The 12,081-nt window shown below is 62.3% G+C and carries 13 protein-coding genes; 6 read left to right on the forward strand and 7 right to left on the reverse strand.

Features of this window, described 5'->3' with window-relative positions:
* The first annotated feature begins 121 nt into the window (after window positions 1–121).
* From A462_RS15680 to A462_RS15665, 4 genes are read left to right on the forward strand one after another with little or no spacing between them, the layout of a single operon-like run.
* Window positions 122–904 carry an ABC transporter substrate-binding protein gene (locus tag A462_RS15680; RefSeq protein ID WP_003211407.1) on the forward strand — a complete coding sequence of 261 codons (783 nt, stop codon included), beginning with the start codon at window positions 122–124 and terminating at the stop codon, window positions 902–904.
* Entirely contained in the window at window positions 901–1,569 is a 669-nt protein-coding gene (ehuD, locus tag A462_RS15675) for an ectoine/hydroxyectoine ABC transporter permease subunit EhuD (RefSeq protein ID WP_008435412.1), read from the forward strand. Before A462_RS15680 ends, ehuD begins: the two co-directional genes overlap by 4 nt.
* Window positions 1,566–2,318, forward strand: coding sequence for an amino acid ABC transporter ATP-binding protein (locus tag A462_RS15670; RefSeq protein ID WP_008435413.1), 753 nt, complete (start codon window positions 1,566–1,568; stop codon window positions 2,316–2,318). Before ehuD ends, A462_RS15670 begins: the two co-directional genes overlap by 4 nt.
* Window positions 2,315–3,580, forward strand: coding sequence for an NAD(P)/FAD-dependent oxidoreductase (locus tag A462_RS15665; protein ID WP_008435415.1), 1,266 nt, complete (start codon window positions 2,315–2,317; stop codon window positions 3,578–3,580). Before A462_RS15670 ends, A462_RS15665 begins: the two co-directional genes overlap by 4 nt.
* Window positions 3,581–3,642: 62 nt before the next feature.
* Here A462_RS15665 and A462_RS32910 read toward each other — a convergent pair whose 3' ends face one another.
* A complete protein-coding gene (locus A462_RS32910; protein WP_008435416.1) occupies window positions 3,643–4,329 on the reverse strand; it encodes a M24 family metallopeptidase in 687 nt (228 codons plus the stop codon).
* Window positions 4,330–4,892: 563 nt separating this feature from the next.
* Here A462_RS32910 and A462_RS15660 point away from each other — a divergent pair.
* A complete protein-coding gene (locus A462_RS15660) occupies window positions 4,893–5,240 on the forward strand; it encodes a DUF6124 family protein (RefSeq protein ID WP_003211399.1) in 348 nt (115 codons plus the stop codon).
* A 115-nt stretch (window positions 5,241–5,355) separates the two neighbouring features.
* Here the strand turns inward: A462_RS15660 and glsB are convergent, their stop codons facing one another.
* From glsB to A462_RS15635, 5 genes are all read right to left on the reverse strand, one after another.
* Entirely contained in the window at window positions 5,356–6,264 is a 909-nt protein-coding gene (gene glsB / locus A462_RS15655) for a glutaminase B (RefSeq protein WP_003211397.1), read from the reverse strand.
* A gap of 187 nt (window positions 6,265–6,451) precedes the next feature.
* Window positions 6,452–6,937, reverse strand: coding sequence for a DUF2199 domain-containing protein (locus A462_RS15650; protein WP_008435418.1), 486 nt, complete (start codon window positions 6,935–6,937; stop codon window positions 6,452–6,454).
* Window positions 6,938–7,041: 104 nt separating this feature from the next.
* Window positions 7,042–8,268, reverse strand: coding sequence for a nucleoside permease (locus tag A462_RS15645; RefSeq protein ID WP_008435419.1), 1,227 nt, complete (start codon window positions 8,266–8,268; stop codon window positions 7,042–7,044).
* Between the two features lie 42 nt (window positions 8,269–8,310).
* Window positions 8,311–9,363 carry a sugar phosphate isomerase/epimerase family protein gene (locus A462_RS15640; protein WP_008435420.1) on the reverse strand — a complete coding sequence of 351 codons (1,053 nt, stop codon included), beginning with the start codon at window positions 9,361–9,363 and terminating at the stop codon, window positions 8,311–8,313.
* A gap of 14 nt (window positions 9,364–9,377) precedes the next feature.
* Window positions 9,378–10,508 carry a Gfo/Idh/MocA family protein gene (locus A462_RS15635; protein ID WP_008435421.1) on the reverse strand — a complete coding sequence of 377 codons (1,131 nt, stop codon included), beginning with the start codon at window positions 10,506–10,508 and terminating at the stop codon, window positions 9,378–9,380.
* Between the two features lie 167 nt (window positions 10,509–10,675).
* Here A462_RS15635 and A462_RS15630 point away from each other — a divergent pair, with 167 nt between their 5' ends.
* The gene (locus A462_RS15630; RefSeq protein ID WP_008435422.1) at window positions 10,676–11,671 is read left to right on the forward strand and encodes a LacI family DNA-binding transcriptional regulator; all 996 of its coding nucleotides are present in this window, start codon (window positions 10,676–10,678) and stop codon (window positions 11,669–11,671) included.
* Here A462_RS15630 and A462_RS15625 read toward each other — a convergent pair.
* Entirely contained in the window at window positions 11,665–12,075 is a 411-nt protein-coding gene (locus A462_RS15625) for a hypothetical protein (protein WP_008435423.1), read from the reverse strand. The genes A462_RS15630 and A462_RS15625 overlap by 7 nt on opposite strands.
* Between the last annotated feature and the right edge of the window lie 6 nt (window positions 12,076–12,081).

The raw sequence follows: 12,081 nt of genomic DNA on the forward strand, positions 1-12,081 counted from the left end.
TCATTTTGTTCAATTTCCATAGCGTAAAACGATTTTATTTAATCGAAATGGCACAGAGCTTGCGGTTTGCTCGGTAACCGCTCGCGGTACTGACGATCCGTTTTCCTTCTGGAGTAACCCGATGAACAGTCTTTCGCCCTTGTTTCGCCGCCTCGCCTTCGGTCTTTGCGCCACCTTTTGCGTGGCCACCGTGCACGCCGCCGGTGCAGCCTCGTACAAAGTCGGTGCAACGGCCAGCGGTTCGCCGTTCACCTTCCTCGATATCAAGAGCAACAGCATTCAGGGCGTGATGGTCGACGTCGCCAATGCCGTGGGCAAGGCCGGTGGTTTCACCAGCGAAATCGAGCAGACCAACTTTGCCGCGCTGATCCCGTCCCTCACCTCGGGCAAGCTCGACTTCATCGCCGCCGGCATGCTCAAGACCCCGGAGCGTGCCCAAGTGGTGGACTTCAGCGCGCCGGTGTACGCCTACGGTGAAGGGCTGATCGTGAGTGCCGACGACAACGCGACCTATACCGACCTCAGCTCCTTGAAGGACCAGGTAGTGGGCGTACAAGCCGGCACGATCTTCTACGACATGCTCAACAAGCTGGGAATCTTCAAGGAAATCCGCACCTACGACTCCATCGGCGAAATGGTCCGCGACCTGAGCCTGGGCCGCATCAAGGCCGCCGTGGGTGACCAGCCGGTGGTGGCGTACCAGATCCGCCAGAAGCTGTTCAAGGGCGTGAAGCTCGCCGCCGACTACAAGCCGGTGAACGTCGGCGAGGTGTGCCTGGTGGTGCGCAAAGGCGACAGCGAAACCCTCGCACGCCTGAACCAGGCCATCGCCAGCATCAAGGCCGACGGCACCCTGGACGCGATCCTGAAGAAGTGGGGGCTTGATGCCCAGGTGCAGCCATGAACCCGGCTGAATTCCTGCAAAACGCCCAGGACTTCCTGCCGATCCTGCTGCAAGGCGCCTGGGTGACGATCCAGATCACCGTGCTGTCGTTCCTGCTCAGCAGCGCGATCGGCCTGGTGCTGGCGCTGCTCAAACTGTCGCCGATCAAGGCGCTGTCGTGGGCGGCGAGCACCGTGATCAATGTGATTCGCGGCCTGCCGATCATCGTGCAGCTGTTCTACATCTACTTCGTGTTGCCGGACATGGGCGTGCACCTCAGTGCATTCCAGGCGGGTGTGATCGGCATGGGCATCGCCTACTCGGCGTACCAGGCGGAGAACTTCCGTACCGGCATCATCGCCGTCGAACAGGGCCAGCGTGAAGCCGCCGAAGCCCTGGGCATGCGCTCGGTGCTGATGATGCGCCGGGTAATCCTGCCCCAGGCGTTTCGCATCGCCTTGCCGCCCTACGGCAACACCCTGGTGATGATGCTCAAGGACTCATCGCTGGTGTCGACCATCACCGTGGCCGAGATGACGCGCCAGGGCCAACTGATCGCCTCGTCCACCTTCCAGAACATGACCGTCTACACCCTGGTCGCCCTGCTCTACCTGCTGATGAGCCTGCCGCTGGTGTATGGCCTGCGCCGCATGGAACAGCACCTGGGCCGGAGGAAAAAAGCATGATCGAGATTCGCCAACTGCAAAAGCACTACGGCACCCATCGCGTGCTGCACGGCGTCGACCTGGACGTGGCCAAGGGCGAAGTGGTGTGCCTGATCGGCCCGTCCGGCTCGGGCAAATCCACCTTGCTGCGCTGCATCAACGCCCTGGAAGCCTACGATGGCGGCACCATCAACGTGTTCGGCGAAACCGTGCAACGTGGCAGCAAGACCGTACACGCCCTGCGCAGCCGCATGGGCATGGTGTTCCAGCGCTTCAACCTGTTCCCCCATCGCACCGTGCTGGAAAACGTGATGGAAGGCCCGGTGTACGTCAAGGGCGAACCGCTGCAACAGGCCCGGGAAGAAGCCTTGGCGCTGCTGGATAAAGTCGGCCTGTCGGCCAAGGCCGATGCCTACCCGGAACAACTCTCCGGCGGCCAGCAACAGCGGGTGGCCATCGCCCGCGCACTGGCGATGAAACCCGACGCCATGCTGTTCGACGAACCCACTTCGGCCCTCGACCCGGAACTGGTGGGCGATGTGCTGGAGGTCATGCGCACCCTCGCGGACGAAGGCATGACCATGATCGTGGTGACCCACGAAATGGGCTTTGCCCGGGAAGTGGCCGACCGCGTGTGCTTCCTGCACGGCGGCTACATCGTGGAAAGCGGGCCGGCCGAGCAGGTGCTGGGCAACCCGCAACAACCGCGCACCCAGGACTTCCTGCGCCGCGTGCTGCACCCGACGGCCAATACCCGGAGCCTGTCATGAAGTCACTCTGGGCCGCGACGGCGCCCGCTGCACCGCCGACACCCGCGCTGGCTGAGTCATTGAAGGTGGACGTGGCCATCGTCGGCGCCGGGTATACCGGTTTGTCCACGGCGCTGCACCTGGCGGAGCGCGGCGTCAGCGTGTGCGTGCTGGAGGCCAACGAACCTGGCTGGGGCGCGTCGGGGCGCAATGGCGGGCAGGTCAACCCGACACTCAAATACGACCCGGATCAACTGGTGCAGATGTACGGTGCCGAGCGCGCCGAGCCACTGATCAACACCGTGTCCAACTCGGCAGACCTGGTGTTCAACCTGATCGAGCGCCATGGCATTGACTGTGCGCCCACACGCAAGGGCTGGATGCAGGTTTCCTATTCCGAAAAAGGCGTGGCGGGCCTGCACGCCCGGGCCGAACAGTGGGCGCGTCGCGGGGTGCCGGTGCAGCGCCTGGATGCCGGCGCGGTGTCCGCCCGCATGGGCAGCCAGGCGTTTGCCGGTGGCTGGCTGGACGGTCGCGCGGGCGCCATCCAACCCTTGGCCTATGCTCGGGGCCTGGTGCGTGCAGCCCAGGCGGCGGGCGTGCGCATTCATGGGCAGAGCGCAGTGACCGCGATGCAACAGGCGGGCGCGGGCTGGAAGTTGCAGACCGCGAGCGGCGCGCAGGTGTCGGCCGGCCAGGTGGTACTGGCCACCAACGGCTACAGCGGCGACTTGTGGCCAGGCATGGCCCAGAGTGTGCTGGCGGCCAACAGTTTTATCGTCGCCACCCGGCCCTTGAGCGGGCCTGGGGCCGAGAGCATTTTGCCGGGGCAGGAAACCGTCTCAACCGCACAGCGCCTGTTGCTTTACTTTCGCAAGGATGCCCATGGCCGCCTGCTGATGGGCGGGCGCGGGTTGTTCGAAGATCCCACCGGGCCCACGGATTTTGCGCACCTGGAACGTTCGCTGGCACTGTTGTTTCCCCAGCTGGGCAAGCTGGACTTCGAGTACCGCTGGGCGGGCCGGATCGCGATCACCCGGGACTTTATGCCCCACGTCCACGAGCCCGCACCCGGCCTGACCCTGGCATTGGGCTGTAACGGACGCGGGATTGCCTTGTGCACCAGCCTCGGCCAGCAATTGGCCGGGCGCCTGTGTGACAGCCGCTCCGACTTCGCTTACCCGGTAACGCCTTTGCAGCGGTTGCCACTGCATGGCTTGCAACGCTTCTACATCGGCGCGGGCGTGGCGTGGTACAGCCTGCTGGATCGCCTCTCCCTGTAGGAGCGAGCTTGCTCGCGAAAAAACCGAAGGCGCCGCGTGTCCTCAGGAGACCGGCGCCTTCGTCAAAGCTCGCAGACCTTTCCCTCATCACTGAAGAAATAGATATTTTCATGCTTGTAGCCCCAGCGACCGCCTCGCTCGCGAGCATGCGGCTCGAAGGTAAAGCACGTCACCTCCTCCAGGCGCCGATGATTGCCCGCCTCGATGTAGAGCCTTTGGTCACGCTGCTCGCAGATGCTGTGGCCGACGTTGCCGGCGAAATCGAGGTTCTCGAAACCCTCGGATGCGATCAGGTCATTGGCGAACGCGTGGAGATCGTTGAACGTGGTTTCAGGCCGGGCGAATGTGCGCATCATCGCGTGTAGCAGGTGCTCGACTTCATAACCCCTGCTGAACTCGGCCCCCACCGGCACCGCCCGGCACACGCCCTCCTCCACATAGAAAGAGCGGGCACAGTCGCCCCACACATTGCCTGCTCTCGGGCTCAAATCCACCGTGATCAGATTGTGTAAACCAACGGCTTCATCACTGGGCCGATAGTCGCGTCCCGACACCGAAAGCGCACTGCGCGAACCCAGCAATACAAAGGCCGGGCAGTCGTAATACCAGGTCTGCGGATAGCCGGAATACGCGAGCATCTGCGTCGCCATTTCGGCGATGGAGGCTTCGGTGGACTGTGGCGTGATCCGCGTAACGAGCTGCTGCAGCACCGACTTGGCGGCGGCCTGGACCACGCGATTAGGCAACATGGATTGTCTCTGACTGATGAGGGATTGCGTCGATGGTAGCAGCACTCTCCTCGACAGGGAGACGCACTCGGATTTTAAGCTCGTTCCCACGCTCCGCGTGGGAATGCCTACGGTGACGCTCCGCGTCACAAAGGCAGACGCAGAGCGTCCAGGGCTGCGCTCCCACGCAGAGCGTGGGAGCGATCAATAGCCGGAGCACCGACTTGGCGGTGGCCTGGACCACACGATTGTGCAACATGGACCGTCTCTGACTGAGGGAGACATGCTCGGATTTTTCCGACAACTGTTTCAGGTTGTCGGTCGGACCCGGGCTGACTAACCTCCCGCAGTCGCTGCCAATTCAGCGACCGGATTTGACCGTCCGACCAATCGACGACTGCAACGCCCACACCTATTCCAGGCGTTTTTTTTATGCCTGAGGTATCGTGTCGCGGCGGCTGTGCGCGGGATACCTTCGGGTATGCCGGGTTCGTTGATAACCGGTCGGTCAACCCGCGTACAGCTGCCACCCTCCTCGTTTGACCGCGAACGGTGGTGGCTCCACTTATCGACGGAGCTTCACCATGATTAAAGACAGCCCCAATCCCCCACCGCACACCGACCGGCTTCAAGAAGCCGCTTACCGCGCCATTCACCACTATCTGAAACCTGACGCCCAACCCCAACCGCCTGAACCCACCGAGCTACCGTTCGATGGATTATTTACCGTGCGTACGGACCTGGACACGGAAACCTTGCTGGCCAATGCCTCGCAAGACCTGGCGTCGATCAATGTCATCGCCGCTCACCTGGCCTTCGAAGTCGATGGTACCCAGCGCAACGTGGCGCTGGGCATTTGCCGGATGCTGGAAGGTGTGCAGATGCTGGTCGACAAAGCGCTGGATCGATGCGCGCAAACCAGCCCGCGCTGAGCTCGTTCCCACGCTCCGCGTGGGAATGCAGACCGTGACGCTCCGCGTCACAAAGGCAGACGCAGAGCGTCCAGGGCTGCGCTCCCACGCAGAGCGTGGGAGCGATCAAGTCTCTTCAAAAAACCGACCATCCGATCCGCTCGCTCAACAACTCCAACGCCTTCATCCCCGCCAGCGAATTGCCTGCCGCATTCAACTCCGGCGACCACACGCACACCGTAAACTGCCCCGGCACCACCGCGAGAATCCCGCCGCCTACCCCGCTCTTGCCCGGCAAGCCAACGCGATACGCAAAATTCCCCGCCTCGTCATACAGCCCGCTGGTGGCCATGATCGAGTTCACTTGCTTGGTCTGGCGCGCCGTCAGAATCTGCTCGCCGCTGTGGGTGCACACCCCCTCATTCGCCAGGAAGCAAAATGCCTTGGCCAGGTCCAGGCAGCTCATCTGCAACGCGCAGTAGTTGAAGTAGCTGTGCAGCACTGCATCCACGTCATTGTGGAAGTTGCCGAAGGACTTCATCAGGTACGCCATGGCCGCATTGCGCGCACCGTGCTGGGCTTCGGATTCGGCCACCACGCTGTTGACCAGGATCTGCGGGTTGCCCGACAGCCGCCGCACAAAATCACGCATGGACAAAATCGGCACGGCAAAGCGCGATTGGTTGATGTCGCAGATCACCAGCGCACCGGCGTTGATAAACGGGTTGCGTGGCCGCCCACGCTCGAACTCCAGTTGCACCATGGAGTTGAACGGCTGCCCCGACGGTTCGTGGCCCAGGCGTTCCCAGATGCTTTCGCCGCCATGGTCGATGGCCTGCACCAGGCTGAATACCTTGGAGATGCTCTGTACGGAGAACAAGGTGTGAGCATCACCCGCGCAGTAGGACGAGCCGTCATTGCCATACACGGCAATGCCCAGTTGCTGGGCCGGCACGTCGGCGAGCGCGGGGATGTAGTCGGCGACCTTGCCGAGGCCGATCAGTGGACGGACTTCGTCGAGGATCGACTCCAACAGGGCCTGCATGTTGTGTTCTGGCATGGTTTGGAAAATAGTGATTGGCGGGCGCGGAGGATACCTGAAACCCAGGGGGTAGAAACGCGCAGGCGCGCACAACGAGGTCTTCGTTTACTCAGACTTTAACTGTTGGTCGATCCATGAAGAGTCGGGCATTCGGTCGCAGCGTTTCTTATGGTCTCTACTGGCAGTGGCGTCAACGTGTCCACACCACATATTCGTGTGCACGATGCGCCGTAATGCCTCGGCATTGCTCAAGCGACAGCGGATGGTTACTCGCGATCAGCGTCACCTTTGGCCGGTTAGCCGGGTCAGTCAGGTTCAGCATGGCGGGGAGCCCACATGTTGCAGGCAGACCCGGGATGTCATTGGCAATCGTCACCGAAAACGGTGGTTCGCTTGATTGCTGCGGGTCATCCCAGAGTTCGTAAACCCGCTCAAAATCCAACTGCTCGATCCTGACCCAAATACCGATGTGAAAAACCTCCTCGCGACCCAGCACCGGCAATGGCAGCAACGCACGAATGAAAAATTGCTTACCGCAGATGATGGCCAGGTCATTGTTCTCCTGGACCCCACTCTCTCTGTCGTCTTGCGATAGCGCCATAACGGCATCAGGACGTCGAAACGCCAGCTCCATCTCGTCAATCCGGTGTTCTTCTTCGCACTGGTTGCACAGCAATTAGCGTCTCCTTCAAACATTCTGGCCGCACAGTCGACTCGCTGCGCCGGGCCATTCTAGCGCGATACCAACGCTGCGCAACGCCGCTTTGCGGGCGCCATGCATCAATCAGCCGGCTCTGCTGCCACCCGCTCCCGCCCCTTGAACGCCAGCGAAAAACAAAAAAAGATCACCAGCGCAAACCCCGCCGGAAACAACCAGATGCTGCGCCAGTCATGGCTGCCACCCGCCGCCACATAGTGGTCGGTCACCTGCCCTGCCACCCAGAACCCAATCAACATGCCCACACCGTACGTAGCCAGGGTAATCAGCCCCTGCGCCGAACTCCTGAAGCGCTCCGGCGCTTTCGCGTCGGTGTAGATCTGCCCCGAGACAAAGAAGAAGTCATAGCAGATGCCATGCAGCGCAATCCCGGTAAACAGCATGAAGGCCAGCTCGCCATTATTGCCGTAGGCGAACAGTGCATAGCGCAGCGCCCACGCCAGCATGCCCACCAACAGCGCGACCTTGATGCCAAAACGCTGGATGAACAGCGGCAATAGCAGCATGAACAGCACCTCGGACACTTGCCCAATGGCCATTTTTGCCGTGGGGTTGGTCACGCCGATTTCCGCGAGAAACGGGTTGGCGTTCTGGTAGTAGAACGCCAGGGGAATGCAGATCAGGATCGAGGCGATGAAGAACACCAGGTAGCTGCGATCCTTGAGCAACCCCAGCGCATCCAGCCCGAGCAGTTGCTTGATATCACCCTTGCCCGCCTCGGCTTTCAAGGGCGCGGTACGCGGCAAGGTGAAGCAGTAGAAACCCAGCACCACTGACGCGATGGCAGACATCAGGAAGGTGTTGCGCAACGCGCCCGTGGTGATCGACTGCTGCGAATCCCAGGCGAACACAAAGCTGATCACCAGCCCCGCAACAATCCAGCCCAGGGTGCCCCACACACGGATGCGCGAAAACTCCTGGGCCGGGTCGCTCATTTGCCGGAAGGCCACCGAGTTAACCAGTGCCAGGGTCGGCATGTAGATGACCATGTATGCCAGCACGTAGGGATAAAAGCCGACGAAGTCCGGCGCGCGGTACAGCTGGTACAGCAGCACCGCGCCGATCAGGTGCAGCACCGCCAGGATGCGCTCGGCGTTGAAGTAGCGGTCGGCGATCAGGCCGATGATAAACGGGGCGATGATCGCCCCCCACGACTGGGTGGAAAACGCCATGCCGATCTGCCCGCCGCTGGCCCCCAGGTTGCTGGCGAGGAAGGTGCCGAGGGTGACGAACCAGCCGCCCCAGATGAAGAATTGCAGGAACATCATGACGCTCAGTCGCGCTTTCATTGTGGTCACCGTTTTATTGTTATTTTGAGTCAGAAGCGCTGTTCAGGCGTCGGGCAGGCCCAGCAGCCGTCGGTTGGATTGCTCGTCGGATGTCACGCCGGCGAAGTCATCGAATGCCTTGCTGGTCTTGCGGATCATGTGCTGGCGGATGAACTCCGCCCCTTCTGCCGCGCCTTGTTGCGCGTCCTTCAGGCAGCACTCCCACTCCAGCACGGCCCAACCGTTGAAGTCGTATTGGGTGAGCTTGCTGAAGATCGATTTGAAGTCGATCTGACCATCGCCCAATGAGCGAAAACGGCCAGGGCGGTCGACCCATCCTTGGTAGCCGCCATACACGCCGGAGCGCGCGTCGGGGCGAAACTCGGCGTCCTTGACGTGGAACATGCGGATGCGCGCGTGGTAGCGGTCGATGAAGCCCAGGTAATCCATTTGCTGCAGCAGCAGGTGGCTGGGGTCGTAGAGAATGTTGGCCCGGGGATGGTGGTCGACGGCTTCGAGGAAGCGCTCGAAAGAGGCGCCGTCGTGAAGGTCTTCGCCGGGGTGGATTTCGTAGCACAGGTCGACGCCGGCCGCCTCGAAGCAATCGAGAATCGGCAGCCAGCGCTTGGCCAACTCGGCAAAGCCTTGCTCCACCAGGCCGCTGGGGCGTTGTGGCCAGGGGTAGATGTACGGCCAGAGCAGCGCGCCGGAGAAGGTCGCGTGGGCCGTCAAGCCAAGGCGCTGGCTGGCGCGGGCGGCGAGTTTCAATTGGTCGATGGCCCACTCGGTCCGTGCCTGGGGCTGGCCGCGCAGATGGGCCGGGGCGAAGTCGTCGAACAGCGTGTCGAATGCCGGGTGCACGGCCACAAGTTGGCCCTGCAGGTGGGTCGATAGCTCGCTGATTTCGACGCCGGCATGGGCGCAGGTCGCCTTGAGTTCATCGCAGTAGGCCTGGCTTTCTGCAGCGCGGGCCAGGTCAATGTAGCGGGTGCCGAGTGTGGGCAACTGGATCGCCTTGTAGCCCTGGGACGCCGCCCATTGGGCGATGTTGGCCAGGGTGTCGAAAGGCGCTTCGTCCGAGATGAACTGGGCGAGAAAAATGCCTGGGCCGCGCATGTCTGTAGTCTCCTTCATGGGTGGTTCGCCAGGGTGGTCCACTTCGCCTCGCCGCGATGGTTGGCGATCACCGCTTCGATAAAGGCCATGCCGCGCACGCCGACTTCGATGCCGGGTACACCTTCGGCCTCGGTGCCCTGGCGAATGGCCTTGGCGAAGTCGCGGTAGAGGTTGGCCATGGCTTCCAGGTAACCCTCGGGATGCCCGGCGGGCAGGCGCATGCGCTGCAATGCCCCGTCGCACAGCCAGGGCTGGCCGACGCCGGAACGCAGGATGCGCAGCGGTTGGTCGAGGGAACGATGGATCAGACTGGCGGGTTCTTCCTGGCGCCATTCCAGGCCGCCCTTGTCGCCATAGAGGCGGATCTTCAGCGGGTTCTCTTCACCGGCACACACTTGGCTGGCGATCAGCACGCCGCTCGCGCCGGAGGCCATCTTGAACAGCATGGCGGCATCGTCATCCAGTTGCCGACCGGGTACATGGATGCCCAGGCTCGCGCAAAGCTGTTCGATCGGTTGGTCGGCGATGAACTCGGCCAGGGAAAAGGCGTGGGTGCCGATGTCGCCGATGCAGCCGCCCAGTCCCGACAGCTCGGGCCGGCTGCGCCAGTCCGCCTGTTTGTTGCCCTGCCCGGCCACGTCCTGGCTGAGCCAGCCTTGTGGGTACTCGACGATCACTTTGCGCAACGCGCCGATCACGCCATTGCGCACCATGTCGCGGGCCTGCCACACCATCGGGTAGCCCAGGTAGGTGTGTGCCAGCCCATAAAGCCCGGAACTGTTTTTGACAACCTCTGCCAGCGCCTGCACTTCAACAAGATTGAGCGCGGCCGGCTTCTCGCTGAACACGTGGAAGCCCGCCTGCAGCGCCTGGGTCGCAATCGGTGCATGCAGATGATTGGGGGTGACGATCACCAGCAGCTGCATGCGCTGCTCGGCCGGGAGCGCCTGTTCGCCGGCGAGCATCTGCTGCCATTCGCTGTAACAGCGGGACGCGGGCAGGCCCAGCGCATTGCCGGTGCTCCGGTTGTTCTCGGGCTCACGGCTGAAGGCACCGCACACCAGTTCATAACACCCATCCAGCCCCGCCGCCTGGCGGTGAGCCTGGCCGATGAAGGCGCCTTCGCCGCCGCCAACAAAGCCCATTCTTATTTTTTGCACAGCAACCGTCATCGCAAGTCTTCTCTTTATGGGCAATTACCGATCATGATGTAACCGGTTACATCGTGCCGGAAATTTAGGCCTGGTTGCTCGCGGTGTCAAACCCCGACTGCGGTAAACTTGCAGGCTGCTGTTCTGATAACGAGGTGGTCTTGTCCAATATTCGTGAAGTCGCCCGGCTGGCCGGGGTCTCGGTGGCCACCGTGTCCAGGACCCTGGCCAGCCCTGAACGCGTGTTGCCCGAGACCCGCGACAAGGTCAACGCCGCCGTGGAACAGACCGGCTACCGGCCGAACCGCATGGCGGTGCAATTCCGTTCGCGGCGCACCGGCAACCTGGTGATCCTGGTGCCGGCGATTGCCAACACGTTTTTCGCCCGGGTCATCAGCGGTGCACAGCAAGCGGCGCAGGCATCGGGTTATCGGTTGCTGTTGTGCGACACCCGGGGCCAGGCAGAAATCGAAAAACAGTTCGCCGAACTGGTCCACGCTCATCAGGCCGACGGTGTGATTCAGTTGCGGGCCTCAGACCCATTCAGCGACTGCAGCGACTCACCGCCACTGGTGAACGCCTGCGAGGTGATCCAGGACGGTCGCCACCCCACCATCAGCCTCGACAACCGTGGCGCCGCCCGGGCCATGACCCAGCACTTGATCGACCTCGGCCACCGCCGCATCGGCTTGATCAAAGGCCCGAAAAGCAGCCCACTGACCCGTGACCGCGTGGCCGGTTATGAAGATGCCTTGCTCGCGGCGGGCATCCCCCGCGACCCGGCGCTTATCTGCCACGGCGACTTCACCCTGCACGCCGGTTTCGAGGGCGCAGGCAACATGCTCGCCCTGCCCAAGCGGCCCACTGCGCTGTTCTGCGAGAACGACGAAATGGCCATCGGCGCCTTGAAGCGCATCAAGCAACAGGGCCTGCGCGTGCCCCAGGATATTTCCCTGGTGGGCTTTGATGACATCCCCTTCGCCGCCTACTGCGACCCGCCGCTGACCACCATTGCCCAGCCTGCCGAAATCTTCGGCCGCAAGGCGGTCGAGATGCTCATCGCACTGATCGAGAAAACGCCGCTGTCGGAGCGTCAGGTTGTAGTGCCGTTCGAACTCACAGTACGCGGCAGCACGGCAGCGCCCCACACTCAATAGTGCGCCACATCCGACACCTGGGTATCCAGCACATCCCGCGCCAATGCCCAGGCCTGATCCGTGGATTCCACCACCAGCAACGGGTAGCCCCACGCCTTGCCGAACATCACGGCAAACGGCTTGAGCGCCAGGCGCTTGGCTGCGCTGGGCTCCACCTGGATCATGCCTTTGACGAAAGTACGCAGGGCCACCTTGTGCTTCTTCATCCAGATCGAGGCCTGTTTGCGTTCTTCGTGTGAATGCTCGTGAGTGCTTTCATCCACGGCTTTCTCGTACAGCAGGACGAAGGGTTCCTCGCGCTGCAACAAGGCTTCGAATGCGCCAAAGGTATCTTGCGGGGGAGTGTCGCTGGGGGCGTCAAACACGATTTTCACCACGGGGAATGTTGAACTGTCGAGTTGCATGGGAAG

It is taken from the genome of Pseudomonas sp. Ag1 (assembly GCF_000278565.1).
In the GTDB taxonomy this organism is placed as follows: Bacteria; Pseudomonadota; Gammaproteobacteria; order Pseudomonadales; family Pseudomonadaceae; genus Aquipseudomonas.

Bases quoted from the DNA above. Each gene is read 5' to 3' on its own strand.
- A462_RS15660 (WP_003211399.1), top strand. From the start codon at position 4,893: ATGATTAAAGACAGCCCCAATCCCCCACCGCACACCGACCGGCTTCAA.
- A462_RS32910 (WP_008435416.1), bottom strand. From the start codon at position 4,329: ATGTTGCCTAATCGCGTGGTCCAGGCCGCCGCCAAGTCGGTGCTGCAG.
- A462_RS15640 (WP_008435420.1), bottom strand. From the start codon at position 9,363: ATGCGCGGCCCAGGCATTTTTCTCGCCCAGTTCATCTCGGACGAAGCG.
- A462_RS15670 (WP_008435413.1), top strand. From the start codon at position 1,566: ATGATCGAGATTCGCCAACTGCAAAAGCACTACGGCACCCATCGCGTG.
- A462_RS15680 (WP_003211407.1), top strand. From the start codon at position 122: ATGAACAGTCTTTCGCCCTTGTTTCGCCGCCTCGCCTTCGGTCTTTGC.
- A462_RS15625 (WP_008435423.1), bottom strand. From the start codon at position 12,075: ATGCAACTCGACAGTTCAACATTCCCCGTGGTGAAAATCGTGTTTGAC.
- ehuD (WP_008435412.1), top strand. From the start codon at position 901: ATGAACCCGGCTGAATTCCTGCAAAACGCCCAGGACTTCCTGCCGATC.
- glsB (WP_003211397.1), bottom strand. From the start codon at position 6,264: ATGCAGGCCCTGTTGGAGTCGATCCTCGACGAAGTCCGTCCACTGATC.
- A462_RS15645 (WP_008435419.1), bottom strand. From the start codon at position 8,268: ATGAAAGCGCGACTGAGCGTCATGATGTTCCTGCAATTCTTCATCTGG.
- A462_RS15665 (WP_008435415.1), top strand. From the start codon at position 2,315: ATGAAGTCACTCTGGGCCGCGACGGCGCCCGCTGCACCGCCGACACCC.
- A462_RS15635 (WP_008435421.1), bottom strand. From the start codon at position 10,508: ATGGGCTTTGTTGGCGGCGGCGAAGGCGCCTTCATCGGCCAGGCTCAC.